Genomic DNA, 26,673 nt, shown 5'->3' with positions numbered 1-26,673 from the left:
TATTACTGTTTGTTGCCATAGATAAATACGGTGTGATTGGGATTGGTAGCAGCTGTAGTGAATTTAAATTTCAGCTTTCCTTCTGAGGAAAAGCAGAGTGCTTCACCAGATGCAGATGAATAGCTTTTTGAATCACCTATTACGACATCTCCATTAAGCGAATTGATACTGATGCTGTATGGAATGTCAACCTTGATGCCATCCGTAATGAAGTTGGAACCGAGAGCGCCTGAGGTGATATCAAATGGTTTGATTTCGGGAGTGCTGTAGGGGTTTACATTCAATAGAACGCGCGTTCCGGAGACAGCCATTGATCCAACAAAGTAATTGTAAGATGCCGTGACTTTATCTGTTTTGCTATCGATCCTTTTAAATGCAGGAGCGTTGGCAGTAGTGCCTGCAAGCACCACATAAACATCGCCATTTTCAGATGTCGCCATTTTTGTGGGATTAGAACCAACTTCCAGTTCGTATAACTTTTTAAACGAGGCTATGTCTACAACAGATACAGTTGTTTCGTCTCCGGAATAATTATAGTCTGAATTCGCTGCATACAATTTTCCGTTTGATATAGTAATTCCTTCCAGAAAGCGTCCTGCCGACAACCGGCTGTCAATAGTTAACGACGCAGTGTCTACCCGGCTAATATAGCCATCAAAGCCTGAAACGTAAGCTTTGCCTCCTGCGAAAGCGATAGAGCGGGGCATATACTCGGAGTTGGCATCAAAAAATGGAATTTGTTTAATCGATTTTCCGGTGAGAGGATCTATCACTTCAAGAAATGATTTTTTCTCGCCCTGAGTTCCTGATACAACGCAATACATTTTATTTCCATATAGCTTAAGATCCTGGGCACTTTCTCCCAAATTGCGACCATTTACGGTTTTGAAATAATTTGCGTCAGACTGACCGGTTCTTAGATCATACCAGGCTATTCCACTGTTATTCTGTCCCCACGATCCTTCAAAAAGTACATACATCCCCACTGTCTCTTTTTCTTTTGGAGTTTCATCACGGTCTTTTTTGCATGATTGAAAAAGCGCCAGCGAAAGGATAAACAGTGCGGGTAATAGTCGTTGTTTCATAATAAAATATATAGTGTTTAATTTATAAATGCGAAATGTGCGGGAGCGTCCCCGGTAAATACCGACCACTTTTTGCGGCCGTTTCGATCAAAGCAGTAAAGAGTACCTGGCGTAACAAAATCTTTGGCATCTGTAACGTAGATGTCTTTTGTATAAGGATCGATTGCTATGCCCTGAGGCCTTACAATGCTTTGTTCCGTACCGTCGGTAATGAAATTCCGGCTTACAATGCTTTCGTCTTTTACATTCAGAACGGCATAAGAGATGGTGTTTTTCTGAAGCGGGTAGCTAAACTGCACCCCAATGATATAAGCCAGATCATTATCGATACAGAGGTTGGTAGCTGCTATGTCGAATGTCTTTTTGATTGCATCTGTACCGGTATCAATTACAAAAAGCTTTGAAGGGATATTGTAAGAGTCGCCTCTCGAAGTAACATAGAGGTCACCGTATTTGTCGGCCTTTACACGATGAAGATTGATGGCTACGTCAATCCGCTTTATCTCGGTAAAGCTGTTAAGGTCAACTACAGAAAGAGTACTTTCGTATTGTCCGGGGTCGTACCCGCCGGAATTAGCGACATATAGTTTTCCTCCTGTAATTGCCATCTCTTCCGGCTGGCGGCCCACGGTAACAGTTTTTTCTATTTGTAAGCTGGCGGTATCGATCCTTGCCACATATCCGTTCGCAGAGCTGTTTCCTTCAATGCGGCTCTGATACGAGCTCACATATGCTTTGCCGTTATAAAATGTGATATACCGGCAGTTCACAATGTCAATCGTGCCGATATGCTTTGCGGTCTGTGCATTTAATACTTCAACCTGATGGGAGTTATTGACAATGATATATAATTTGGAACCATAGATGCCGATATCGTTGCCTACATCTCCGAGCCCTTTTGTGATTTCGGGATTGGTATATTCAAAAATATTCCTCCTGTAAACGCCTGTCTGATGGTCAAAGAAATCGAGAGAGGCCTTGTTCATGTTCATGTTTCCCTCATTTAAAAGGTAAAAGCTGCTTTTTTGAGCCAGGTCAGGATCTGATATCCCGGTAATTTCTTCAGGTGTTACCTTAGGATCCTTGCGACAGGAGGAAAGCACCGCTGTAATCAGGGCAAACAGGAGGAGTAATTTTATATGTTTGATCTTTCTCATCGTCATTCTCTTTTAATAGTTCATGCTTAATGTGAAGCGGTATGACCGGCCCGGCATCGGGAAGTTCAAAATCACATCACGATATTGGTTAAAAAGATTGTTCACTTCCGCGGTGGCCTTATAAACGATCTTCTTTGTTTTGAAGCCTCCCGATGCTGATATGTCGTGTGTATACCAGGGTTCCATATAGTTGTCGGGAATATTAGCCTTCTGACTGTACCGTTCTCCCGTATAGATATAACTGTAGTTTAAGGAGATGTTTTCGCGTGTGGCATTTAAAATGAAGGACCCGGAGTGTTCGGGAGTATAAGGGATTTGATGGCGATAGTTAAAGTCGGAGGCGCTGGTTACGTCAAGAGCCTGCTGGTAGGTGTAAGCCAGCGTTGCATTTAACGAGGTTTTACCGGCTTTTGCCGAAGTTGTCATGTTTACTTCCGCTCCTTTGATATTGACTTCGCCTAGGTTCATCATCATCCAGGTAGCGATATTCTCGCCTGGTACAGCAACGATCTTGTCTTTTACGTGATTGTAGTAAGCGTCTGCCTGAAGGGAAATGCTTTGCCAGAAACGCGAACTAAGATGTTTCAGGATAGTGAAGCCAGCATCGTATTGTTTGGTATTCTCAGGCCGAAGGGCGGTGTTGCCCGAAAAGGTATAATAAAGATCGTTAAAGGTAGGCATCCGGAAGATGTCCTTGTAAAAAGCTCTCAGCAAGAGTGTATTTTGCGGAAATGGCTGCCATGAAGCAGTAAAAGCGGGACTTAGCTTCTCTTTATTTCCTGCAGCAGCATTTTGCTCTGTTGTTTCATTAATCAGTGTGCCCAGAAGGCTTCCCTGCATTCTGAAACGCCCGGAGTGGAATTCGGATGCCAGCGCTGTCAGGCTCGTGTATCTGGCAGGATAAGAAAAATGAGCCATGTTAGAACTCATGTCATTAACGAGGAGATCTGTTGACAGAGCGATGTCCAGCAATGAATTTAAGCTGTACCGGCCGGCAGCTGAGGCATAAAATTCTTTTTGTCTGTACCGGTTATCCATGGATCCTTCGATATTGTCGTATCCGGGCTGTAGATACCGCATATAGTCGTGAGCATATTTCGCGTTCAGCATCAGCTGAAATGGCCCGTTGCTGCGGCTGGTCCAGGATGCCTGGACAAAAGTATTGCGGTCCCATTGTCTGTCGCGTGATTCAAAATTATTTCTGACGATGGCACGGGGAAGTCCTCTTTCTGAAAAATACTGGAAGATTTTAACAGACCATTCGCTGCTGTCGGCAAACGACCCATGCAAGCCTCCTTCTAATCGCAAAGCTTCGGTGTCGCCGTTCTGACGGACGGCAGTGGTGTCGTATACTGAATTGGTATACCTGAACTTGTACCGGCCGTCGGTCCTTTGCCATTCTGTGCTGAACGTGCTGGAAATCTTATTGCTTATTTTGTGCTGCCAGGCCAGTGATGGTGAAAACAGTCCGAATGAGCCTGTTTTGAAAGCGGCCCTCACGTGATCGCGATCGTTGTTTTTAAAAACCGGGATTTTGGACTGCAGGTAAATACTGCTGGCTGCTGCAAAAGCTCTCGCGGGCTGAAAGATGCTGCTCCGCTGACTATTATACAGGTCGATCTCTTCGATATTGTCGAGCGAGAATCTTCCCAGGTCTATTTCCCCGTCCTGCGCGTTGCCGAGTTGAATGCCGTCATAGAATACGGCGGTATGCTGACTGCCGAGACTGCGAATGTTGACCGTTTTTAAGCCTCCGATGCCGCCGTAATCTTTTATTTGTACTCCCGAGAAGAATCTTAATGCATCTGCAACGGATAAGCTGTTCAGATTTTCAAGCTGCTGTCCGGCGAGTGTTTGAACAGGGGTAATTGAGGTATGACGGAGGCTGGGTTTGATCCCCTTTATTTGTACTTCCTTAAGTGTATCGTTTGTGGAGAATCGATTTTTGGCGTTCGGCGTAATGGCTTGAGCAAAGACTTCTGTATGCGAGGCGATGCTTCCTGAAAAAAGCGCCAGACATAAAATATACGTCAGTCTGTAAGAAGTAAGTCCTCGCCCTGATTTCATGTTAATGAGTAATTATTTAAGCAGGGGGAAGGAAATGAACAATGGAAATACGACGAGTATTTTCATTCCAGCTTCAATCCCCGAAAGCTATGAATCTATCGTGCTATGGCAGGTCTTCTGACTTACTCCCCTCGGGCCTGTCTTCCCGTATTTTCAAATACAGTGACATAGGGTGGACCTGGTTAATGGAGCTTACAGCTGCGGGACAGTTCCGGACTTACACCGGATTCCCTTTTAATCCCGGTTATTACACCGGAAACCAAAAGCATTGCAAAGGTAGAATATTAAATTGACAATTGACAACTTTCCATCGTCCCTTGTCAACTAATATAGTCTCTGTCTTCGTCGCTTAGTTTGGGCTGATAATCGTCGGGTTCGGCTGTTGTTGAAGAATGGTCGTTTACGATTATTTTCTGCTTGCGTGGCCTGGCTGCCATTACTCCCAGGACAAACCCTATGGCAAACATCGCACCCAGGATTGCAAGTTTCGGGATTTTAGCTATTCCAAAAATCCAGAAGTCAATCTCTTCTGTATTATTCATCAGTACGATCGTCACGAGAACAGTCGCAACGATAATGAAAATTGTTTTCCCACTCATGGTTAAAAGCTGTAAGTAGCCATAAATTCGAATATCGGATTTTGGCGTGGTTTTTCATTTAAAAATATCACTTTTCCTCCAACATCAAAATTAGGAAGATAAAAGCGGAGCAGGTTCATATCCGCTCTGAGTTCAGCGCCGTAGGAGCGGGGAGAGAAGGCGTCGCCCTTTCCGATATTTTCGAAATCGGCAAAAACACCGCCCTTAATGCGTTTGATAAATGCAAGTGGCCCTGCTTCCCAGTCGGGGTAAAGCAAAGGTAGCCTGTAGTCCAGAAGAAGCGTGTTGCGTGTATTCCCAATCGGGCTAAGGTAACTGTAGCCGCTTACCCTCGGGATATCTACTGTATTTACATAATTTCCATCACCGTGCTGGTAGTTGAAAGCAGCCTGAAAAGAGTGGTTGGAAGCAAGGCCGGGGAAGTAAAAGGTGCTTCGAAGGGTGAATAGTTCGCCTTCCACGCGGTTTTCGAAGGGATAGTTCCGGTAAGTGAGCGTGATATTCTGTCCCCAACGCGGCGCAAGATCACGGGAGCTCCGGCGATTGTTCCTCGAGGCGTAAAACTGGTAATGCATGGGATATTCAAGCGTTTTTAAGAGCGAAGGCATGCCGTTTTCGATACCGTACCGGTTGGTATAGCTTGTGCCGGTTTTGAATCCAAAACTATAATTATTGTTAAACCGGTTTAGGGTAAAAGGAAAGGTCACTTCGGCCTTTATCTCATTCTCGCGCCAGGTAACCGGGCTTAAAACAGTTTTACCCGCCTGATTCACGCGGCGGTATATCAGCCGGGGACGGTTAATATAATCGATGCTGAAGATAGGGAAGTAGCGTTTGTAGTTAAATCCGGTGAGGTACTCACTTTTACGCAGAGCGTTGTTGTACTGGTAGCGGGAGTAGAAACTCAGCGTGTTCAGTTTATTGTCCGACTGCATTTCGATCCCAACATTATAGTCGTCGAAGAACTGATTTTCTTCCGCAACCGGCACAAGACTGTGGAAGTAGAACAAATTGCTCAACTCGTGATATCGTTTTACCGGATAAGTTTTATGCTGAATGCTGTCGAATACATTGCTGTGGCCTTCCTGGTCGTATAAGGGTGCTGCGTAGTCGATAAAAGTGTTTTTTATCGTGCTGATATTCTGCCCGGAGGTATCGGAGTAATTTAAAGCCGCTATATCGTATCCGCGTCCCGAAAAGGTATTCAGTATTAACTTATGGGAGATCGTGTCGTAGGAGGGATTAAAAGCGCCAAATCGGGCTGATGTGAGCTGATATATCTGCCTGTCATTGGGGTTGAACCGGTAAATGTTGTCGATTCCGTTGTAATGAGCCTTGAAGAGGATCTGTCTGCCGGCATAGACCGGGCGAAGGATTTCCTGAAGCTGAAAGGGGAAGAGCGGAGAGAACGTACCCGATTCAAGATTGAGTTCGAAAAGGGCCTTGCCGGTTTTTGCGACAGCTACCACAACTACGGTTTTGCCGTCGGGACTGAAGGCCGGCATTTGAAGCATGTAGTTTTCCGGACTGTTGTAAATCCGGATCTCTTTTCCCCGTGCGGCATCCATTAACTTTAGTGAAATCCTGTTCGAGTAGGAGATGTCGACTGCGATAATAGTTTTGCCGTCGGGCGACAGGGTAGGGGCGAACATGCGGGTGCGATGAGTGAGCTGTTTTGCCCGTCGTGTTTGCATGTCAAAAATATTGATAACATTGAACGACCGCTGATGAAAGCGCGGATCAAAACGTGACTCGTCCCATACAAGTTTACCAGCCGAATAACTAAACCATGCCACCTCCTGTAAACCTATATCTGTTACCCTTCGCTCGCGACCTGCGGAGTCTATTTCTACAATCGCCGGCGTACGTGCCTTGCTCTGTTTTAACGCTAAAATCTTGTCGCCGGGAATCGCTGCCGGGAGCAGATAATGTTCGGGAGTATTACTCTTTCTTTTATTGATTGCAGGGTAATCCAGAGGGGCCGTTTTTTCAGTCTGCTGATACCATAATTTACCTAGCTCTGAGATGGTCGAATCATGCAGTTGCCGGGTGCTTAAACCCGTGTATTTTTTCACCGAATTACTGAAGCTATATGGCCGTAGAGGGTTCTTCGAAATCCGGGTCATGATACTATCTGTTATGCCGGTTCCGAAGTCTCTCCGGAGCTTCGTATTCATGAAAAATCCAAGCTGGTAATAGCCGGGAGTAAGGTCTTTGTAAGAGTTGAAGAAGTCCTTGGAATAGCTGAATTTTTTTCCGCTTAGTGTATTCGTTCTCATGATTAGTGCCCACTCGGGTATCCTTCCCCGGCCTGCATGGGTTAGGGCAGTTTCGGTACCAACAGCATCGCCTTCATAGAACCAGGGTGGGAGGGTAATGCCGAAAACTGCCAATGCAAGTTTTTCGAAAAAAGGAGCATTGAGTTTACCTGTCAACTTGTCAAACTGAACAACGTGCCGCATTTCATGCACGGCCAGGCTATTTAGCCAGTCCTGGTAGTCGAAGCTCTGGGACGGGGTGGTGTAGAACTCTGAACGCCGGGGGCCCAATTGAACAAAACCATTGGACGTGGTACCTTGGTTCTGAAGAATGACAGAGATCTTCCTGGGTTTCTTATTCAGTGAATATGCTTCCCTGGATATGATGTTTTCCAGTACGGATGCCATCCGTTGCGCTTCAGTTTCAAAGGGGGTAGGATAGAGGATCTGGAAATTTTCTGTGTTTATCTGGCTCCATTTAAGGGAGGGAGGGTTCTGATCTGAATTGAATACCTGGGCGTTTAGACTATGATAACTAAAGATTAATGTAATTAGTGTTATATTCCTGATTAAAAAATGTATATGTCGTAATTTACAGGTCATTTTAATTGATTGCTAAATATTTTAGTCGAAAGAGCAAAAAACAAGTTTTTTAATATTATATTTTAATTGAGTTGTTAAGCTTTAATCAAAAGATATTTTGTGTGTTATATAAAATAGTTGATCCTATGATTTTCTTTTAAAAACTTTAATTTACCACTTTTTTTCGAGAAAAACGGACGCTTGGCTAATTAAGTCTGAAACAGCGTCGTGAATTGAAGATGGTTTGCCGAAAAGCAATCTCGCCGAATCTATACAGGCGGCTGGACAGTTGCATTAGAGACGAAGAAGAGCTCCCCCATATCGCTGACTTCTGTTGCGATCAGCCGACTTGTATTTTGATTTCAAAGGCTCCTTTACGCCCGGGAGATTTTAGATTGCCAGAGGCCCTCGCACAAAAGAATGATTAGTGCCGGATCGATATTGGAGATGAATATTTAACGGGAATCTGTTTAAGCGGAGCTACTCCGCAAGATGAGCGGGACTGCAGAAGATGCTGTCGTTTTGTCTTTGTTGACTCGCTGGGCTACGAATCAAAAATGCTGAAAATTAAAAGAGGCGTACCCCTTCTTCTCTGGTACGCCTCAATAAATTGGCCTGATGAAATGTTGTTTGGTGAAGTTATTCTCTTCTGTTCCGGAAGCGTTTTTTGACTACACTTAGTGTACTAAACTCCTCCCCTACCCCGGCAGCATCTGCTTGCTCATTCGCCGTTTTTCGATCTTCGTACGGATGTAAGGATACAGGAAGATAGAAGACAGAATGATAAGAGAACCGGCGTAAAAACCGGCAGTCATATGCTCTCTTTTTCCAAAGAAAATGAAGGCCAGGATGATGCCGTAAACGGGCTCAAGATTGGTGATCAGGGCAACTCTGAACGCTGACAATTCCTTCATCACAGAGACCCCCGCAACGTATGCAAGAGAGGTGCAAATAGTACCCAGAATGAGCAGATATATGATGTCGGAAAGGGGTAGTTTCATTGACGAATTAAAGCCTCCGGTAAGCGCCAGATAAAGTGAAATCCACACCCAGGCACCCGCCATTTCATAGAAGCTGATAACCGGCGCAGGCCGGTTTTGCACCTGCTTTGAATTGATGATTGAGAAGAGGCTGGCACAGAAAGCACACAGGAGTCCGAAGCTGATCCCGACAGCATATCGCGTTTCAAATTTGAAGATTAAAGTGATGCCTGTGATGATCATCAGCCCGGTAAATATCTCCAGTTTTGAGATCTTTTTTTTGCTGAAAATGGGTTCTAATATGGCGGTAAAAAGAGTCACCGAAGAAAGGCAAACCAATGCTACCGACACGTTAGATGACTTGATCGACTGAAAGAAAAATATCCAGTGAGCCCCTACAATAGCACCCGTAAAAATGAGCTTAAAGAAGGCGTTCTTCGTGACCGTGAAGGGAGTCTTTGTAGCCCTGAAATAGATTAGCAGCGTAATAAAGGCGATGAGCACTCTATACCATACCAGGTGGGTTGCAGAAATTGAAATGAGATTACCAAGAATGCCGGTGAAGCCCCATATCATAACAGTAGCATGCAATACCAGCAGATTGCGGTTTAAAGAATGTGATTTTAACATGGTTTATTTAGGCGCTTTTATCATCAGATAAACTCCGAGGGCACCGAATAGTATATTAGGAATGAACACAGCAATAATAGGAGGTAAGCCTCCTTTTAAGGAAAACATGGTTGAAAACTGGATGAAAAGAATATATGTGAAGCTTAAAAAGATACCGATACCAAGCGGCAGACCAATCCCTCCACGTACCTTTCGTGAAGATAGAGATACCCCCATGAGCGTAAGGACAAACGCCGACAGAGGGGATATAAACCGCTTGTATTTCTCGAGTTCAAGAAGCTGCATCACCCCGGTTCCCCGTATCTTTTCTTTCTCAATACGTGAATTAAGCTCTTTCATACTCATTGCAGAGTATATATTATCGTACACCTGAAAATCGACAGGCCGCATGTCAAGAGTGGTGTCTTTCTTCATTCCGGAGATCATTTTTTCTTTCAGTCCGTTAACCGTCCTTATGGAGTAGTTTTCAATGCTCCATTTCCTCTTCAAAGAGTCCCATACAATGCGGTCTGACATCAGTTTTTCTACCAGCTGATCGCCGTTAAATTTCTCCATGATAAAGGTATATCCGACCTTCTGAACGTTATCAAAGCTCTTGATATATACATACGTATTCTTATCGATCTGCATGTGCGTTTCTGTTTTTGAATTGTCAGAAACGGGCTTGATGTAGATATTTTCAAAGCCGATCATCAGCTTATTAGTATGTGGAATAACATACAGGTTAGCAACAAGTGTAACCACAAAGATAAGACAAGAAGCAATGAAATAAGGCCACAGGAACCTTTTGAAGCTCACACCTCCGCTAAGGATCGGAACAATCTCAGTCTGATCAGCCATTTTTGCTGTGAAAAAGATAACTGCAATAAAATTGATCAAGGGTGAAAGGAAGTTCAGATAGAAGGGAATAAATCCGGCGTAGTACTCAAAAAGGATCTTCGAAAACGGAGCGGAACGCTTGAGAAAGTCGTCGAGCTTCTCAGAAACATCAAATACCACACATACTACTGTAAAAATAGCGCAGGTGAATACGAACGTACCGAGGTATTTTTTAATAATATACCAGTCTATTATTTTGATAAATCCGTTGCCCATCTTATTATAAACGTTGAGAAAGCTTTTTTATCATTTTGTTTTTCCATTCGTAAAATTCGCCGGATATGATCTTTTCTCTTGCCTGCGTTACCAGCCAAAGGTAAAAATGCAAATTGTGGAGTGTTGCGATCTGGGCACCTAATATCTCTTTAGATGTTATAAGATGACGTAAATAAGCTTTTGAGTAAGTAATATCTGCAAAAAGATCACTGCCGGGACCAATGGGGGAGAAGTCGTTCTTCCACTTTTCGTTCCGGATATTTATGACGCCTTCGCTTGTAAAAAGCATGCCGTTGCGACCATTCCGGGTAGGCATTACACAATCGAACATATCAACCCCCAAAGCAATGTTTTCGAGGATGTTTACCGGTGTCCCTACTCCCATGAGATAGCGTGGCTTGTCTTTAGGCAAGATATTGCACACAAGGTCAGTCATCTCGTACATCTCTTCGGCCGGCTCACCTACCGATAAACCGCCTATAGCGTTCCCTTCCCGTTCAAAAGAAGCGATCACCTCTGCAGATTTTACGCGCAGATCTTTATAAACCGAGCCTTGTACAATAGGGAAGAGTGTTTGGGAATACCCGTATTTTGGTTCTGTAGAGTCAAACCGCTCGCAGCAGCGTTTTAGCCACCTGTGGGTCATGTCTACCGACTTGCTTGCATAGTTGTATTCGCAAGGATAAGGTGTACATTCATCGAAAGCCATGATAATATCCGCTCCGATGGTACGCTGTATATCCATCACTGCTTCTGGAGTAAACAGATGTTTTGATCCGTCGATATGAGAGCGGAATGTTACTCCCTCTTCCTTTATTTTTCGTACTTCTGTAAGTGAATATACCTGATACCCGCCGCTGTCGGTGAGAATGGGTTTGTCCCATCCATTGAATTTATGGAGCCCTCCGGCCTGTTCAAGCGTATTTAACCCCGGTCTTAGATATAGGTGATACGTATTTCCTAATATAATCTGTGCTTCTATATCTTCTTTCAGCTCCCTCTGATGCACGGCCTTTACGGAGCCGGCGGTGCCCACTGGCATAAAGATAGGAGTTTTAATAGTCCCGTGGTCCGTGCTAATCTCGCCCGCTCTGGCCTTAGAAAGCTTATCTGTTACTTCTAATCTGAATTTCATTTTAACACGCAAAGGTAGTTAAAAGCTTTCAGCTTTTGGCGTTGGCTTTTAGCAATTGGCAGTTAGGTATCAGCGATCAGCAATCAACTTGCAGCTCTCAGTACTAATATCTCATATCTCACATCCCATCTCTCATAACCCATAATTCATAACCCATTCAGCTGCCTTTTGCTTACCTTTGCCCAATAAATTATACACCATTGACTGATTACGTATTTTTATTTGTTTTTATACTATTACAGGCCGCTTTTATTATTCAGTTATATTTTATCGTGATGATGCATGGGCGGTTGCGCTCATATAAGAGGACAGACCCGGCTGACAGTGAGCACCCGCAGCTTCCTGTTTCTGTTATTATATGTGCCCGCAATGAGGAAAAGAACCTCGAAGAGAATCTTTCGCTTGTACTCGAGCAGGACTATCCTTCTTTTGAAGTGGTAGTTGTAAATGATTGCTCTTCCGACGATTCAGATCTCGTGTTGCGGCAGTTGTCGCAAAAATATCCGCATCTTAAGGTGGTGACTATTAAGGAACACGATCGCTTTAAACACGGGAAGAAATTCGCTGTTACTTTAGGTATAAAGGCGGCGTCAAACGAACATCTGTTGTTTACAGACGCCGATTGTCGTCCGGCAAGTGCAGAATGGATAAATATGATGCAGCAGAATTTCGTAAAGAATACGGAGATTGTTTTGGGCTACTCGCCATATTTCAGGGGGAAGGGCTTTCTGAATGCTTTTATACGGTTTGAAACTTTTAATACGGCGATAAATTACCTGTCGTTCGCCCTTGCAGGACACCCTTATATGGGCGTAGGCCGTAACCTCAGTTATACTAAATCGCTTTTCTTTAAAAATAAAGGTTTCGCCTCTCATATACATATTCCGTCGGGAGATGATGACCTGTTTGTGAATCAAAATTCCACCAGGGAGAATACAGTCATAGAAATCCGTCCCGAAAGCCAGGTATGGTCGTGGCCAAAAAGAACCTGGTCTTCTTACTGGAAACAAAAGATTCGCCACATGGGCGCTGGCAAAGCGTATAAGAAGAGCGACAAAGTAATCCTGTCTGTGCAGGCAGCGTCTGCCGGCTTGTTTTATTTATTATTGTTTGTCTTGATTGTTTTGAAGGCGCAATGGTGGATGCTTTTAGGGATTTACCTCGTGAGACTGCTTGTTCAACTGATAGTTTATTATCCCACTGCAAAAAAATTAAATAATAAAGACCTGCTCTGGTGGTTTCCGGCATTGGATTTGTCTTATAATTTTTTTATTATCGTGTTAAGCATTATTTCTTTATTTAAGAAAAAAGTCAAATGGAAGTAAATCCAAGTTTTTCGGCCAATGCGGTTAATGACTTTAATCTCGTTATACGGGCAAAAGAAGGTGATCAGAAAGCGTATGCCGATCTTATGCAGCGGTATAAGGACTCTATTTATTTCATGGCGCTGAAGATGGTGAATAACAAGGATGATGCTATGGATCTAACTATTGAAACCTTCGCCAAAGCCTTTGAGAATATTGAGAAGTATAAACCGGACTTTGCCTTTAGTACCTGGCTTTTCCGTATTGCCACGAATAATAGCATTGATTTTATCCGGAAAAAAAGAATAAACATGGTTTCCATCCATACGCTCACCGACGAGGGGGAGGAACGACAGCTGGAGATCAAATCGGATGTGTTAAATCCAGAGGAAAAATCTATAAAGAAGCAACAAAGCGAGGCCATCAAACTTATTGTTGATAAGCTTCCTTTGAGATACAGAACTCTGATTATGCTGCGATATTTCGATGAACTTTCTTATGAAGAGATAGCACAGCAGCTCGACCTGCCGTTAGGTACAGTGAAGGCCCAGTTGTTCAGGGCGCGCGATCTGATGGCTAATATTTTAAACCGAAGGAAAAAAACCAACCCAAGTGACTTCTGACATTATTTATCACTACTTCCCTGGTCTCAGCACGGCACAGAAAGAACAATTTGACAAACTTGAGGAGTTATACATCCTATGGAACGCCCAGATAAATGTTATATCCAGAAAAGATATTGAAAGTTTATATCTGCGGCATGTTCTTCATTCTCTTGGAATAGCTAAAGTGATGCCGTTTTTGCCGGGAGAGAAGGTGCTGGATGTAGGGACTGGCGGAGGGTTTCCGGGGATACCATTGGCCATTTTGTTTCCCGAGACCACATTCCACCTGGTAGATTCTATTGGCAAAAAGATTAAGGTGGTGAACGAAATTTCGAAGGCGGCAGGATTAACAAATATTAAGGCAAGCCATGCCAGGGCGGAGCAGATTGACGGGAAATTTCACTTTATAGTGTCGAGAGCGGTTACTCGTTTAGGTGATTTTTATCCCTGGATACGGGGTAAATTTGAAACGAAGTCGGGTAATGTTTTACCGAATGGCGTGTTATACCTGAAAGGAGGCGACCTGGAGGAAGAGATTAAAGAGAGCCGCTTAAAGCAAGTTAAGTTGTTCTCTTTAAGTTCTTATTTTTCAGAAGATTTCTTTGAAACAAAGTTTGTAGTTTATTTCCCTGCTCAATAGTTGTTTTATGCCTTCCTTATATGAAATAGCGCTTACCCTTATTCCGGGAGTTGGAGTGGTAACAGCCCGCAATCTACTGGATCAGTTCGGAGATGCAGAATCTGTATTTAAAGCGAAGCCTGCTCAATTAATGGCAATACCTGGTGTCGGACCTAAAACTGCCGGCAATATCCACGCAAAAGATTGTTTAACACGAGCGGAAAAGGAGCTTGCTTTCGTCGAAAAGTACAAAATCAGGATGCTTTTCTATACGTCAGAAGAATACCCTTCGAGACTGCGAAACTGTTATGATGCCCCGGTTTTGTTGTACTACAAGGGGAATGCAGATCTCAATAGCAGCAGGATAATCAGCATAGTTGGTACACGGAATGCAACTTCTTATGGGAAAGAATTAACGGACCAGTTGGTGGCTGATCTGAAGAAGCACGATGTTGTTGTGATAAGTGGCCTTGCCTACGGCATTGACGGAATAGCGCACAGGGCTTGTTTAAAGCAGGACATTCCTACCGTAGGAGTGGTAGGACATGGGCTCGACCGTATTTACCCCGCCCAGCACCGGCCTTTAGCCGAAAAAATGATGAGCAATGGAGGGCTGCTCACCGAGTTTCCATCAGGGACAAATCCCGACAGGGAGAACTTTCCTAAAAGGAACCGCGTTGTAGCGGGACTTGCCGATGCAACGATCATTGTTGAAGCCGCTGTGAACGGAGGTGCGCTGATTACTGCGGAACTTGCTAATTCGTATGATCGCGATGTGTTTGCATTTCCAGGGCGTGTTCAGGATGAATATTCTTCGGGATGCAACTATCTGATAAAAACCAACAGGGCAAACCTGATAACTGGCGTCAAAGATATCGAATACCTGATGGGATGGGAGGTTGAAGAACAACAGGAACAAAAACAACTCAGTCTCCCCCTAAATCTCTCTGTGGAGGAAAAGAAGGTTGTTGATATCCTGATGCAGAAGGGTACTATAGCTATTGACGAAATCTCAATCCTTGCACAGCTGCCTCACAGCAAACTTACAATGATTCTGCTTTCGCTCGAAATGACCGGAATTGCAATTGCCCTGCCAGGTAAAATGTACAAGTTATCTTTTACTCCGCAACATTCTTAGGATAATCATACAGTTTCTGGTCGCCTGTCCAGTAACTAATCATATCCCATTGGTCGAAAGGAAAATGTATAAGCACCATTCCACATGTCGGGATATTGTATATATCACTATCGCAGAGATTAACGGCAAGGTTAGTTAGACCGGGGTTATGGCCAATCAGTGCGGCGAAGTGATGTTTATTATCAAGCGAGTTAATGATGTTTAAAAGAGTTGATGAGGAGGCTTCGTAGATCTGTGGCTCTTTTATGATTGCGGATCGTTCAATGCTAAGCACGTCTGCAAAGCACTCTGCTGTAGTTAGCGCACGTAATGCGGGGCTTGTAACTAATATTTCGGGAATCAACCCTGCTTTAAGTAACCTGCCCGCCATTTCAGGAGCATTTTTTTGTCCCCGCCTGTTAAGAGGCCGATCAAAATCTTGTAATTCAGAATTTTCCCAGTCGGATTTGGCATGACGAACAAGAAGTATTTTTTTCATCCGGATATTAAAAAGACAGCCCAAAACCGGGCTGCACAATTATAAGAAAATCTTCTTTAGAAAGAGTCCCTATGACACTAAACGGTATAAGAAATTAAATAAAATCAGCTATTTTATTGAGGTCGATGTCGTACATACATTTAAAGTGCCCGAGCGGGCACTTCCGCCTGCCAAACTTCGAACAGGGCCGGCAGGGGAGAGCAACGCCAGCTTCGTAAACTTCGTCGACATGATATGGCTGAACCCCGAGCAGTTCGGGTACTGTACTACCCCAAATGGAAACAATGGGTTTATTAAAAGCTTCGGCAATATGGGTAAGACCGGTGTCAAAGCCAATTACTTTGTGAGCGTTTTTAACGAGATATACCGATTCGTTAAAACCGATTGTGCCGCAGGCATTAAAAATCTTTAATCCTACTGCTTCTGCTATTACCTCAGCGTTTGCAGCTACATCTTTTCCACCTAATAGTACAACGGGAAAATTCAGTTTTCGACAAAGTTCAATTACCTTCTCATTAGGCATCCTTTTGGTAAAATGAGTGGCTCCAATGATAAAAGCAATATACTGTTGCTGGTAACCGGGAGGAAGCAGTTTTTGCAGGTCAAAATCACCCTGCAGAAAATAGTCAACGGGAAGATTATCATTCTTCACGCCAAGGAATTCTACCGTTTTAAGGTAGCGGTCTACAAGGTGCACCGGCTTCACAAGATTAATTTTGTACCGGATGGCGAGCCATTTTTTCAACCGTTCCTTTTTGTAAGTAGACGATTTAACGCCCAGCTTCAGCTTAACAATGGACGAACGGAGTGTATTGTGAAGGTCAATAATATAGTCGTATTTTTCTTTCCTGAGGTCGCTAATCGTTTCATCCAGGGGCGATTTTAGTAAAAAAAGCTTGTCGATATAAGGATTGTTATCGACTATAAAACTAAAATTGCTCTTGGTAAGATAGTGCAATTCAACGTCCGGCAGCTGTTGTTTAATACAGCGTATAACTGGAGTAGTGTAAATGATGTCGCCTATTGAGCTGAAACGAATAACCAGTATTTTCAATTTTTTCCTTCCTTAGTTAACCAACTTTCTGTCCTTGAAAAAGCTGCTGATTTCATCAAGGTTCAGGATATTCAGGCAGTTCCCTGAAGATAACCCTCCTTTTCGGGCAGCAAGTACCCCATAGCGGCTATCATTAAATCCTTTATTACTGTGAGCGTCGGGGTTGACCGAAAGCATTACGCCTTTTTCAATTGCATATTGATGCCATCGCCAATCCAAATCTAAACGAAGCGGATTTGCATTTATTTCGATTACCACTCCGTTCGCCGCACATGCGTCAATTACCTTTTTGAAATCTACAGGGTATCCACTCCGCGAGAGAAGTAAACGCCCTGTTGGGTGCCCTAAGATAGTTGTATAGGGGTTCTCAATCGCTTTAATAAGTCGGGACGTAGCCTTTTCTTCCGACATTCTGAATACAGAATGTATAGAAGCTACCACAAAATCGAATGTCGCAAGAATTTCGGGAGAATAGTCCAGTGATCCATCGAACAGTATATCCGATTCGATCCCTTTAAATATTTTAAAAGGTGCAAGCTGCTGATTAAGCTGCGCTATTTCCTCGTGTTGTGCCAGTACCCTTTCCTCACTCAGTCCTTTGGCGTAGAATGCTGTTTTTGAATGGTCGCTGATGCCCAGATATTGTAGTTTTAGTTCATCACGGCAATATTCGGCCATTTCTTTTAACGTATTTACTCCATCGCTCCAGGTGCTGTGGCAGTGCAGCATTCCTTTAAGATCGGCATACTCCAATAGTTGAGGTAGCTTCTCTGCTTCAGCCAGGCTGAATTCTCCCCGGCCTTCCCGTAATTCGGGTTCTATAAAAGAGAGCCGGGCTTTACTGTAGATTTCTGCTTCATTGGCAGCTGCCGGTATATTATTATCGAGACGTTTGATCAGTTCGTCTATATGTTCTGAACTTCCGGTTTGTATCAGCAGCTCTTTTACAAAGTCTGCTTCATTACAAAAAGAAATTTGAAGCGATATTCCTGCCGGACTCACTGCTACGAGTGCATTTTCTTTCCTTTCGGTGACCGCCAGCCCGGGTATTTCATTTATTTTTTCGTAAATGCTATCGCTAAGCGGAATGGCAATCAGTACACCAATGTTGTCAATAATCTCACATTTTCTGCGGTAAGGACCTGTAAAAGAGATTTGCCGGGAAGGGAACAGTTGTTTAAGCCGGGCCAGCAGTTGTTCTGCCAGTTCGTGAACGTGAGCATATAAGAAACGACCGCTGCTAGCCATCTTGAATTCAATGGCCTTCTTTATTTCCTCCTGAGTTTTAAGTCCGAAACCTTTAGCTTCAATCAGGCGGTTCTCATTGCATGCGTACAATAACTCCCCCAAATTTTCTATTTCAAGGTCCTTCCAGATCACCAGTATTTTTTTAGGACCAAGGCCTTTGATACTCATGATTTCAATTATTCCCTCTGGAGTCCGGTTCCGGAAGTCCTCCAGTTCCTGCAATTCTCCGGTCTGTAACAGCTCCCAAACCTTTGCCGACGTGCTTTTACCAATGCCGCTAATCTTCTCGATCTCGGCTAAAGTCTTCTTAGACAGGGGGTAGGGGAGTTTATCAACAGTGTAAGCAGCAGATGAGAAGGATTTAACTTTGAATGGATTTTCATTGTGAATTTCCATTAACTGGCTCAGCAGTCTTAAAGTCCTTGCTATGGTCTTGTTCTCCATATTTTTCAAACATAGATAAATTGCTTTTATATGCAAAATACATAAAAGCATACCAGGGCAATTTATCGGAAGTGCAAACATTAGGTATTTCAATTGTGTTTTATCAGCGTTGACACAAAAAATAACCATAGCGAAACCGGTACAGATCCTGTTACTCCTGTTCCTCATTTTTTCCGGACTATATTACGCCCGCGAATTTCTTATTCCCTTAACCTTTGGAGGATTGTTTGCCACCCTTATTTTGCCATCCACACAGAAGCTTGAGGAGAAGGGACTTCATAAGGGCTTTGCAACTGTGATTTGTATTGTTGGATTGCTGTTGATAGTTGCCGGAATTATTTCTCTCATTATATGGCAGGTTTCAGATCTGGCAAAAGATGTGTCTGAAATGAAGCAGCAGGTAGCCAGGATGCTGGAGCGCGCACAGAGTTTTCTGAGCACTGCTGTAGGGATTACAGCCGAGAAACAAAGGGAAATTCTGGAACAGCAGCAGAAAAGCAGTAGTGGAAGGATGACCAGTATGGTTACCGGTCTGATGGGGTTCCTCGTAGATTTTGTTTTGGTTGTTGTGTATACCTTCCTCTTTGTTTTTTTCAGAAAACGTATCAAAGGGTTTATATTGAAACTCGTTCCCGTTGACGAGATGGAGAAGACGGAGAAAGTGATCAGCGAATCGGCAAAAGTGGCCTACCAGTACCTTTCGGGATTGTCGGTAATGATTGTAATGCTCTGGGTCCTGTATAGTATTGGATTTTCAATAGCAGGACTCAAAAGCGCCATTTTCTTCGCAGTACTATGCGGCCTGCTTGAAATCGTCCCTTTTATCGGGAACCTTACCGGGACCGGGATCGCTGTATTAATGGCTGTATCGCAGGGAGAGGGCAGCGGGCTTGTGCTGGGCGTTATTGCCACTTATTTAGTGATCCAGTTTGTTCAGACGTATATTATTGAGCCCCTGGTTGTGGGTGCTGAAGTAAATATCAATCCTCTCTTTACGATTATTGCCCTTGTGCTTGGAGAACTTTTATGGGGCATTGCCGGGATGGTACTTGCTATCCCGCTGCTGGGCGTTACTAAAATTATCTGCGATAACGTGGTCCCTTTAAAACCTTACGCCTACCTGATAGGAGGCGAATCGAAGTCGGGGAAAAAGACCGGAATCGTTGAAAAGCTGAAGAAGATGTTTTGAGATCCGAGTTGTGGGATGTGAGTTGCAGGTTGCAGGATGTGAGTTGTAAGATGTGAGTTGTAAGTTGCATGTTGCATGAAGGGAGATGTAAGTTGTATGATATAAGTTACAAGTGATTGCAGGTTGCGCGTTGCTCTTTGGGATGGCAAGTCCTGCATTGTTATTAGCGTTTCCAGTAGCCTTTTTGTAAACTTCCATGAATCAGCCCACCGTCCGCAACAGCAATATCAATAACTCATAACTCACAACCTATAACCTACAACCTACAACTCACATCTTACAACTCGCATCTCACAACCTACAACCTTCAACCGTCAACTCACATCCTACAACATCTACTTAATAGTGATGTTATAAGGAAGCCGGGCCTGGATACCTGTAAAGCGCAAACCATCCTTGAGTTGTTTGTAATATTGATACTGTTCTCCTAATTGCATTTTCGTAAAATGCTCTTTAAGCTTATCCTCTCCCGTATTGAATATGGATTCAAGCGGATCTTTTTGGGTTGGATAGGAAACTAGTTTATAGTCTGTTAGCTTAGCCATTTTTGCAGCAGATACGACGGCATCGTCGATGTCACCAAGACGATCTACCAAACCATTTTTTAACGCTTCGGAACCACTCCAAACGCGGCCTTGCCCGATCTGGTTGATATATTCCTGGGTCTTTTTCCGGCCATCGGCCACTCTTTTTGTAAAGGTGCCGTATATCCGGTTAACTTCGGCCTGAATAATTAAGCGTTCGGCATCCGTAAGCGGACGGGTAACCGTACCAAGGTCGGCATGTTCGGCAGTCTTAACACCATCAAAAGTAATCCCCAGCTTGTTGTTGAAGAATTTCTGCATGTTAGGTATGATTCCGAATACACCGATAGAGCCGGTGATTGTGTTGGGTTCAGCAAAAATGGAGTCGGCAGCGCAGGCGATGTAATAACCTCCCGATGCAGCGACATCACCCATTGAAACGATCACAGGTTTAACCTTTCTTGTAAGCGCTATTTCTCTCCATATTACATCAGATGCCAGGGCGCTTCCTCCGGGAGAGTTAACCCTAAATACCACAGCTTTTATTTTATCATCTGTTCGCACTTTACGAATGGTGCGCGAAATACGTTCTGATCCGATTGTTTCGTCATCGCCTTCTCCGCCAGTTATTTCTCCTGAAGCATAAACAACTGCAATTCTGTTGTTGATATCACCATCTTCAACCGTATTGTTTTTTATATAGCCTGCAAGAGAAACAGCTTTAACATCGTCTTTCTTATCGGTACCAGTACGCTTTTTAAGTTCGTCAATTACCTGATCCTTATAGCGAAGTCCATCCACCAGTTTCAACTTTACGGCGTCTGAAGCGTTCCTAACCTTCAGCTGGTTTGCTATGGCAAACAGCGAATCTTTACTGATGCTTCTGGCAGCACCGATTCGCGTTAGGAAATGATCGTACATAGAGCCCACAAAAGAAGTGACCTGTTGCCTGTTCGCATCACTCATCTTATCCAGAATAAATGGTTCGACTGCACTTTTATATGTGCCTACCTTAATGATCTGCGGCTCAATTTCCAGTTTTTCCATTGTTCCCTTAAAAAAGGTAACCTGCGAGCTGAATCCTGTAAATTCGAGGATCCCTTCCGGATTGATATAAACCTTGTCTGCTACCGAAGCCAGATAGTAGGCGCCCTGTGTATATACCTCACTGTAAGCCAGGATAAACTTCTTCGACTTTTTAAAGTCGATCAGAGCATTTCTTATTTCTTCTACTGTGGCCATTCCTGCCTGTACTCCAGAGACATCAAGATAGATCCCTTTGATGTTATCGTCGGTCTGAGCACGCTTGAGTGCCAATAAGATGTCGTTTAACCCCATGTTCTTATTGGTTTGAAGTCCCGTAAGTTCAAGCTCGTCAAAAGGACTCTTTGATGTTCTCTCTACAATTTGGTCATTGAGAGACATATGAATAACGGAGTTGGGCGACACCGTCACCTTCTCGCCATCGGTTGCAGAAACAATTCCCACGACAATGGCAATAAAAAGAATACCCAAAACAATGGCCGACAGGATAAATCCTACCATTGAAGCGAAAACAATCTTAAAAAATCCTTTCATCGAAAGCTAATCTTATAGTGTTTAATATATGCAAGTATACAATAGATATCAATATATTTGAAACGTTACAAGCCCGAATTAGGTTTATGCGAAATATTTATTTGTTGCTGGGAAGTAATCTGGGCGACCGACACTCTTATCTCCGGGAGGGGGCCCTCTTGATTGAAAGAGAAATAGGTCCGATAGAAAAGTCATCTTCCATTTATCAAACTGCCTCATGGGGCAATACCGGGCTTCCTGAATTTCTGAATCAGGCTTTACAGGTGTCTACGAGTCTTTCGCCGCGCGACCTTTTGTTCACTGTAAATGCCATAGAAAAATCTCTGGGTCGCGAACGAGTTCAAAAATGGGGGTCCAGAACGCTTGATATTGATATTCTTCTTTATGAGAATGAAATCATTAACGAACCCGATCTGGTTATCCCTCACCCCTTAATGCAGGAAAGAAGATTTGCATTAGCGCCACTATGCGAGATAGCGCCCGACATGGTTCATCCTTTAATAGGGAAGAAGATAAAAGAGCTATTATCCGAACTTTCTGACGATTTATACGTACAAGTGGAATCTGATAATAACAATATGCCCCAGGATATTAACAAAACTACTTTTGATATTGATCTTTCGTATCTTAATGATATTGCGGATGGAAATGCCGAGTTTATTATTGATATGATCGACATCTTTATGGAGCAAACTCCGGTCTATTTTGATCAATTGGATAAAGCAATTCAGGAAAAAGATTGGAAAGTTACCGGAGACGTGGCTCATAAGATTAAACCAACATTGGCCTTTATGGGTGTGGAAGCAGCAAAGGAGCAAATGGCTGAAATTGAACGTAAGGCCCGCAATCTTGATCATACCGAAGAGATAGAGGAAAAGGTGAGCCAGTTAAAGGTCTCCTGCGAGTCTCTTTACGCCGGTCTTCAGAAAATAAAAGACGACCTTCAGGGGAAAGGGTAGGGCGTTATGAGTTATGAGTTATGAGTTATGAGTTATGAGTTATGAGTTATGAGTTATGAGTTATGAGTTATGAGTTGCGCGTAATGCCTATAGGTTAGAAATTGATCAGAAATGTATCGTTCAATACGTATCACTTAGAACGTATTACTTTCTACTTAGAACTTATTACTTAGAACTTACTACTTAAAACCTATTACTTAAAACTTAAATTGAATAACCGATAAAACGATATAGATAAAGATAATAAACGGAACGGCGACGAATTTAAACAGCACGATGAGCAGGGCTGCAGAAAATAGTAAAATGTAGCGTAGGAGGTTCTCGTTGAGAGCGAAAGACTTAAATTTTAACGATATCAGTGGTACTTCCATGACCAGCAGGAAGCCCATTCCAATGCTGAAGATAAAAAGGAAGTAAGGATTTAAAATATAGCTCGACCAAAAGCTTCCTGCTTCAGATATGATCATAGGAAGAGACGCAACCAGCAACGCATTTGCCGGAGTAGGCAGTCCGATAAAATGATCCGTCTGGCGGGCATCAATATTGAATTTAGCTAACCTGAGTGCCGAGAAGATAGTGATCATAAAGGCAGAGTAATTTAAGTAAATACTCAGTTCGCCCAGTTGAGGAGCCGCAAGAAATAACTGGTAAACAATTACCGAAGGCAGCAGTCCAAAGCTGATCACGTCAGCCAGAGAATCAAGCTCCCTACCCAGAATTGAGTAAACGCTGAGAGCCCGGGCAATTAAACCATCTGCAAAATCAAAGAGGGCTGCAATAATTATAGCATAGCCTGCATAGATGAGGTTGTTATTGAATGCAAAGGCAATACCAACACATCCGCTAAACAAGTTGAAACAAGTAATTGCATTTGGTATGTGTTTTTTCATGTAAAAAGTACAAGTGCAGGCGCAAAGGTAAGAAAGAGTATTACACTTTCTCCTATTCGCCTGCACTTTGTCTTAACTATTCATTGAAACAAGAAATTCTTCGTTTGATTTTGTGCCTCTCATTTGTCCAAGCAGGAATTCCATAGCTTCCTGGGAGTTCATGTCGGCAAGGTGATTCCGGAGTATCCAGATACGCTGGAGTGTTTCACGGTCATGCAGAAGATCATCTCTTCTGGTACTTGAGGCAGTAAGATCAATTGCTGGGAATATCCTTTTGTTAGATAATTTGCGGTCGAGCTGAAGTTCCATGTTACCGGTACCTTTAAACTCTTCGAAGATCACTTCGTCCATTTTAGAACCAGTGTCTATCAAGGCGGTAGCCAGGATAGTTAAAGATCCGCCGTCTTCTATATTACGTGCAGCTCCGAAAAAACGTTTTGGTTTATGAAGTGCATTTGCATCAACACCACCAGAAAGGATTTTTCCGGAAGCCGGAGCAACGGTGTTATAGGCCCTGGCCAGTCGTGTAATAGAATCCAGCAGGATAACAACATCATGCCCGCATTCTACCATTCTTTTTGCTTTTTCAAGCACAATGTTAGCAATCTTCACGTGTCTCTCTGCAGGTTCATCAAATGTCGACGAAACAACTTCAGCACGTACGCTTCTTGCCATATCAGTTACTTCTTCAGGACGTTCGTCGATCAGAAGGATAATGAGGTACACTTCAGGGTGATTTTTTGCAATCGCATTAGCCACATCCTTCAGTAACATGGTTTTTCCTGTCTTTGGCTGCGCAACAATCAGTCCGCGCTGGCCTTTACCTATTGGAGTAAACAGGTCAATGATCCTTGTTGAGTTATGGCTTGTATCCATGAACAGATTCAGCTTTTCTAAAGGGAAAAGGGGCGTAAGGTAATCAAAAGGCACTCTGTCCCTTACCTCAGCCGGAATCCGTCCGTTGATAGCTTCTACACGTACTAATGGAAAATATTTTTCACCTTCTTTTGGAGGCCTTATACTTCCTCTTACAGTATCGCCTGTTTTGAGCCCGAATAATTTAATTTGAGACTGCGAAACATAAATATCGTCAGGAGACGTCAGATAGTTGTAATCGGAAGAGCGGAGGAAACCATAGCCATCGGGCATTATTTCAAGCACACCTTCATTTACAATGACGTTGTCAAAGTCTAAATTGGTAGCAGGGGAAAGGCCAGCAGCTTCCTGCGCTCTGGCCTCCTGAGCTCTGCTGTCAGTACTTCTTTCAGAGGCTCTGGCAGCGCTAAATCTGCTTGCTGCAGAGGAAGGTCTTTCTTCGGGAGCTACTTGTTGAGCTGCTTCGAAAGCTTCTATATCAGCTTCTGTACGTTTTTTTAACGTGATCTGCCTTCTTGGCCTGGCAGGAGGCGCTGTATTTTCTGCAGGAGTGGTTTCAGCAGGCGAAGCTTCAGCCTTCGTTGCTACTTCTGGCGCTGCTTCTGCCGGAGCTGGCTCCGTTGAAGGAGTTTCTGCCGGCGCGTCAAATAACGTACTTGAAGATGACTCCGGTTGTTTTTCTGCTTTTGTTTTTATAGTGCGTGCCCTTTTTTTTGGCTTTTCTTCTATCGCTGGCTCAACTTCGGCAACTGGTTCACTCTGACGGGCAGCTTCAATAAGTGATTGCTGCTCCTTGATTTTATTTATAAGTTCGGCTTTTCGCAAAGTATCAGCACCTTCGATACCAAAGGATTTGGCAATCTCACGAAGCTCAGACACAAGCTTGTCGTTCAATTCAGTAATTTCCATTCAATTTTGAAATATTATATAGGATTTTGTTTGTAAGAGTAAATCCGCAACAATCAGAGAAAAAACATTTTAAAGAAATCGTTATGAATTTTCTGCGATGTTTAGGATAACATTCTGAGATAACGGCACAATTGTACTGCAATAATTTCGAAATAGCAAAAAAATAAAAAAAATTTTCGTGCCCTTTATTGTTTTGGTTTCTTTGTGTCGCAAACTGCACACCTCTTTTTACGAAGCAGGATGACTTCGTTATTTTGTGCTATGCGTATTCATTACGGAGCCAATGGCTTCAATATGAATGTTTTTTTGATTACCAGGAGCAGGCTTTACCAGTAATAAAATATGAAACGCGAACAATTGATTGATCAGATAAGGCTTAAAAAGTCTTTTTTATGTATCGGACTGGATACAGATATTGACAAGATTCCAAATTCTCTTCTGGATACAGAAGATCCTGTATTTGAGTTTAACAAGAAGATTATTGATGCGACAAAAGATTTCTGCGTTTCCTATAAAATAAATACAGCCTTTTATGAAAGCCGTGGTCTTGCGGGTTGGACAAGCCTCATTAAAACCTTTGAATATCTCCCGAAAGACTGCTTCAGCATAGCAGATGCTAAAAGAGGCGATATCGGCAATACTTCGGAAATGTATGCTAAGGCCTTTTTTGATCCGGGATCTTCCGGAATGAGCTTCGACTCTGTGACCGTGGCGCCTTATATGGGCGCCGACTCTGTTAAACCTTTCCTCAGCTTTGAAGATAAATGGGTGATTCTTCTGGCTCTTACTTCCAATCAGGGAAGCAAGGATTTTCAGTTTTTAACTTCAGATGGAGGCGGGATGTTGTTTGAATCGGTGTTAAATACAGCGAAAGAGTGGGGCTCTGATGAAAATATGATGTTTGTTGTGGGAGCGACAAGAGGAGAGGCCTTCCTTACTATAAGGAAGCATGTGCCTAACCACTTTCTTTTGGTTCCGGGAGTAGGCGCTCAGGGAGGAAGCCTGGATGATGTCTGTAAATTTGGGATGAACCAGGATTGCGGACTACTCGTTAATTCATCGCGTGCTATTATTTATGCGTCTTCGGGAGAGGATTTCGCGGAGGCTGCACGACGGGAAGCGAAGAAGGTCCAGCAGGAAATGGCTGCGTGGCTTTAGTGGTTATGAATTATGGATTATGGATTATAAGTTAGGTGTATTAGAAATCAGCTGTTTTTAAACCTTAGGCTCTTCATATTTGTTTTATATAACAGGAGGTTTTACGTACCCC

General features: G+C 43.3%; 21 protein-coding genes and 1 riboswitch. Of the genes, 7 read left to right on the top strand and 14 right to left on the bottom strand.

What is annotated here, in order from left to right; all coding sequences use genetic code 11:
* Window positions 1-2: 2 nt before the first annotated feature.
* The 8 genes from BDE36_RS19010 to tgt form a co-directional block, all read right to left on the bottom strand.
* Window positions 3-1,085 carry a YncE family protein gene (locus tag BDE36_RS19010; RefSeq protein WP_141816132.1) on the bottom strand — a complete coding sequence of 361 codons (1,083 nt, stop codon included), beginning with the start codon at window positions 1,083-1,085 and terminating at the stop codon, window positions 3-5.
* Between the two features lie 17 nt (window positions 1,086-1,102).
* A complete protein-coding gene (locus tag BDE36_RS19005; protein ID WP_141816131.1) occupies window positions 1,103-2,242 on the bottom strand; it encodes a YncE family protein in 1,140 nt (379 codons plus the stop codon).
* Window positions 2,243-2,254: 12 nt separating this feature from the next.
* Entirely contained in the window at window positions 2,255-4,309 is a 2,055-nt protein-coding gene (locus BDE36_RS19000) for a TonB-dependent receptor (RefSeq protein WP_141816130.1), read from the bottom strand.
* A gap of 90 nt (window positions 4,310-4,399) precedes the next feature.
* Window positions 4,400-4,588, bottom strand: a riboswitch (cobalamin riboswitch).
* 41 nt (window positions 4,589-4,629) lie between these two features.
* Window positions 4,630-4,908, bottom strand: a complete 279-nt coding sequence (locus BDE36_RS18995; RefSeq protein ID WP_141816129.1) for a hypothetical protein — start codon at window positions 4,906-4,908, stop codon at window positions 4,630-4,632.
* A gap of 2 nt (window positions 4,909-4,910) precedes the next feature.
* Entirely contained in the window at window positions 4,911-7,769 is a 2,859-nt protein-coding gene (locus BDE36_RS18990; RefSeq protein WP_141816128.1) for a TolB family protein, read from the bottom strand.
* 677 nt (window positions 7,770-8,446) lie between these two features.
* Window positions 8,447-9,358, bottom strand: coding sequence for a DMT family transporter (locus tag BDE36_RS18985; protein WP_141816127.1), 912 nt, complete (start codon window positions 9,356-9,358; stop codon window positions 8,447-8,449).
* A gap of 3 nt (window positions 9,359-9,361) precedes the next feature.
* Complete coding sequence (locus BDE36_RS18980; protein WP_202618090.1) at window positions 9,362-10,453, bottom strand: LptF/LptG family permease; 1,092 nt, start codon at window positions 10,451-10,453, stop codon at window positions 9,362-9,364.
* A gap of 4 nt (window positions 10,454-10,457) precedes the next feature.
* Complete coding sequence (gene tgt, locus BDE36_RS18975; protein ID WP_141816126.1) at window positions 10,458-11,588, bottom strand: tRNA guanosine(34) transglycosylase Tgt; 1,131 nt, start codon at window positions 11,586-11,588, stop codon at window positions 10,458-10,460.
* Between the two features lie 200 nt (window positions 11,589-11,788).
* Between tgt and BDE36_RS18970 the strand changes: the two genes are divergently transcribed.
* The 4 genes from BDE36_RS18970 to dprA are packed head-to-tail and all read left to right on the top strand — an operon-like array spanning window position 11,789 to window position 15,254.
* Window positions 11,789-12,913, top strand: a complete 1,125-nt coding sequence (locus tag BDE36_RS18970; protein ID WP_235904199.1) for a glycosyltransferase — start codon at window positions 11,789-11,791, stop codon at window positions 12,911-12,913.
* Window positions 12,904-13,515: an RNA polymerase sigma factor gene (locus BDE36_RS18965; protein ID WP_128768335.1), complete on the top strand. Its 612-nt coding sequence runs from the start codon at window positions 12,904-12,906 to the stop codon at window positions 13,513-13,515. Before BDE36_RS18970 ends, BDE36_RS18965 begins: the two co-directional genes overlap by 10 nt.
* The gene (gene rsmG, locus BDE36_RS18960) at window positions 13,505-14,137 is read left to right on the top strand and encodes a 16S rRNA (guanine(527)-N(7))-methyltransferase RsmG (protein ID WP_141816125.1); all 633 of its coding nucleotides are present in this window, start codon (window positions 13,505-13,507) and stop codon (window positions 14,135-14,137) included. Before BDE36_RS18965 ends, rsmG begins: the two co-directional genes overlap by 11 nt.
* Before the next feature lie 7 nt (window positions 14,138-14,144).
* Window positions 14,145-15,254, top strand: coding sequence for a DNA-processing protein DprA (gene dprA / locus BDE36_RS18955; protein WP_141816124.1), 1,110 nt, complete (start codon window positions 14,145-14,147; stop codon window positions 15,252-15,254).
* Here dprA and BDE36_RS18950 read toward each other — a convergent pair.
* The 3 genes from BDE36_RS18950 to BDE36_RS18940 form a co-directional block, all read right to left on the bottom strand.
* Complete coding sequence (locus BDE36_RS18950; protein WP_141816123.1) at window positions 15,235-15,732, bottom strand: SixA phosphatase family protein; 498 nt, start codon at window positions 15,730-15,732, stop codon at window positions 15,235-15,237. The two genes, dprA and BDE36_RS18950, sit on opposite strands and share 20 nt — an antisense overlap.
* Window positions 15,733-15,826: 94 nt before the next feature.
* A complete protein-coding gene (locus tag BDE36_RS18945; protein ID WP_141816122.1) occupies window positions 15,827-16,786 on the bottom strand; it encodes a glycosyltransferase family 9 protein in 960 nt (319 codons plus the stop codon).
* Between the two features lie 12 nt (window positions 16,787-16,798).
* Complete coding sequence (locus BDE36_RS18940) at window positions 16,799-18,478, bottom strand: DNA polymerase/3'-5' exonuclease PolX (RefSeq protein ID WP_141816121.1); 1,680 nt, start codon at window positions 18,476-18,478, stop codon at window positions 16,799-16,801.
* A gap of 109 nt (window positions 18,479-18,587) precedes the next feature.
* Between BDE36_RS18940 and BDE36_RS18935 the strand changes: the two genes are divergently transcribed.
* Entirely contained in the window at window positions 18,588-19,667 is a 1,080-nt protein-coding gene (locus BDE36_RS18935) for an AI-2E family transporter (protein ID WP_235904197.1), read from the top strand.
* Window positions 19,668-20,002: 335 nt separating this feature from the next.
* Here the strand turns inward: BDE36_RS18935 and sppA are convergent, their stop codons facing one another.
* Window positions 20,003-21,769, bottom strand: a complete 1,767-nt coding sequence (gene sppA, locus BDE36_RS18930; RefSeq protein ID WP_141816120.1) for a signal peptide peptidase SppA — start codon at window positions 21,767-21,769, stop codon at window positions 20,003-20,005.
* An 86-nt stretch (window positions 21,770-21,855) separates the two neighbouring features.
* On the opposite strand from sppA, the gene folK reads away from it, so the two are divergent.
* Window positions 21,856-22,728 (top strand): 2-amino-4-hydroxy-6-hydroxymethyldihydropteridine diphosphokinase, encoded by an 873-nt coding sequence (folK, locus tag BDE36_RS18925; RefSeq protein ID WP_141816119.1) that lies wholly within the window; start codon window positions 21,856-21,858, stop codon window positions 22,726-22,728.
* A 197-nt stretch (window positions 22,729-22,925) separates the two neighbouring features.
* Here the strand turns inward: folK and BDE36_RS18920 are convergent, their stop codons facing one another.
* Both BDE36_RS18920 and rho read right to left on the bottom strand, forming a co-directional pair.
* Window positions 22,926-23,618, bottom strand: a complete 693-nt coding sequence (locus tag BDE36_RS18920; protein ID WP_141816118.1) for a CDP-alcohol phosphatidyltransferase family protein — start codon at window positions 23,616-23,618, stop codon at window positions 22,926-22,928.
* Between the two features lie 72 nt (window positions 23,619-23,690).
* Window positions 23,691-25,403 (bottom strand): transcription termination factor Rho, encoded by a 1,713-nt coding sequence (rho, locus tag BDE36_RS18915; RefSeq protein WP_141816117.1) that lies wholly within the window; start codon window positions 25,401-25,403, stop codon window positions 23,691-23,693.
* 342 nt (window positions 25,404-25,745) lie between these two features.
* Between rho and pyrF the strand changes: the two genes are divergently transcribed.
* On the top strand, window positions 25,746-26,561 hold the full coding sequence (gene pyrF / locus BDE36_RS18910) for an orotidine-5'-phosphate decarboxylase (RefSeq protein WP_141816116.1): 816 nt from the start codon (window positions 25,746-25,748) through the stop codon (window positions 26,559-26,561).
* Window positions 26,562-26,673: the final 112 nt, after the last annotated feature.

It is taken from the genome of Arcticibacter tournemirensis, assembly GCF_006716645.1.
In the GTDB taxonomy this organism is placed as follows: domain Bacteria; phylum Bacteroidota; class Bacteroidia; order Sphingobacteriales; family Sphingobacteriaceae; genus Arcticibacter; species Arcticibacter tournemirensis.
This window is presented reverse-complemented; position numbering and strand designations above follow the sequence as displayed.

Coding starts and splice junctions, on each gene's coding strand:
- BDE36_RS19010 (WP_141816132.1), bottom strand. CDS start 1,085: ATGAAACAACGACTATTACCCGCACTGTTTATCCTTTCGCTGGCGCTT.
- BDE36_RS19005 (WP_141816131.1), bottom strand. CDS start 2,242: ATGAGAAAGATCAAACATATAAAATTACTCCTCCTGTTTGCCCTGATT.
- BDE36_RS19000 (WP_141816130.1), bottom strand. CDS start 4,309: ATGAAATCAGGGCGAGGACTTACTTCTTACAGACTGACGTATATTTTA.
- BDE36_RS18995 (WP_141816129.1), bottom strand. CDS start 4,908: ATGAGTGGGAAAACAATTTTCATTATCGTTGCGACTGTTCTCGTGACG.
- BDE36_RS18990 (WP_141816128.1), bottom strand. CDS start 7,769: ATGACCTGTAAATTACGACATATACATTTTTTAATCAGGAATATAACA.
- BDE36_RS18985 (WP_141816127.1), bottom strand. CDS start 9,358: ATGTTAAAATCACATTCTTTAAACCGCAATCTGCTGGTATTGCATGCT.
- BDE36_RS18980 (WP_202618090.1), bottom strand. CDS start 10,453: ATGGGCAACGGATTTATCAAAATAATAGACTGGTATATTATTAAAAAA.
- tgt (WP_141816126.1), bottom strand. CDS start 11,588: ATGAAATTCAGATTAGAAGTAACAGATAAGCTTTCTAAGGCCAGAGCG.
- BDE36_RS18965 (WP_128768335.1), top strand. CDS start 12,904: ATGGAAGTAAATCCAAGTTTTTCGGCCAATGCGGTTAATGACTTTAAT.
- dprA (WP_141816124.1), top strand. CDS start 14,145: ATGCCTTCCTTATATGAAATAGCGCTTACCCTTATTCCGGGAGTTGGA.
- BDE36_RS18950 (WP_141816123.1), bottom strand. CDS start 15,732: ATGAAAAAAATACTTCTTGTTCGTCATGCCAAATCCGACTGGGAAAAT.
- BDE36_RS18940 (WP_141816121.1), bottom strand. CDS start 18,478: ATGGAGAACAAGACCATAGCAAGGACTTTAAGACTGCTGAGCCAGTTA.
- sppA (WP_141816120.1), bottom strand. CDS start 21,769: ATGAAAGGATTTTTTAAGATTGTTTTCGCTTCAATGGTAGGATTTATC.
- folK (WP_141816119.1), top strand. CDS start 21,856: ATGCGAAATATTTATTTGTTGCTGGGAAGTAATCTGGGCGACCGACAC.
- BDE36_RS18920 (WP_141816118.1), bottom strand. CDS start 23,618: ATGAAAAAACACATACCAAATGCAATTACTTGTTTCAACTTGTTTAGC.
- rho (WP_141816117.1), bottom strand. CDS start 25,403: ATGGAAATTACTGAATTGAACGACAAGCTTGTGTCTGAGCTTCGTGAG.
- pyrF (WP_141816116.1), top strand. CDS start 25,746: ATGAAACGCGAACAATTGATTGATCAGATAAGGCTTAAAAAGTCTTTT.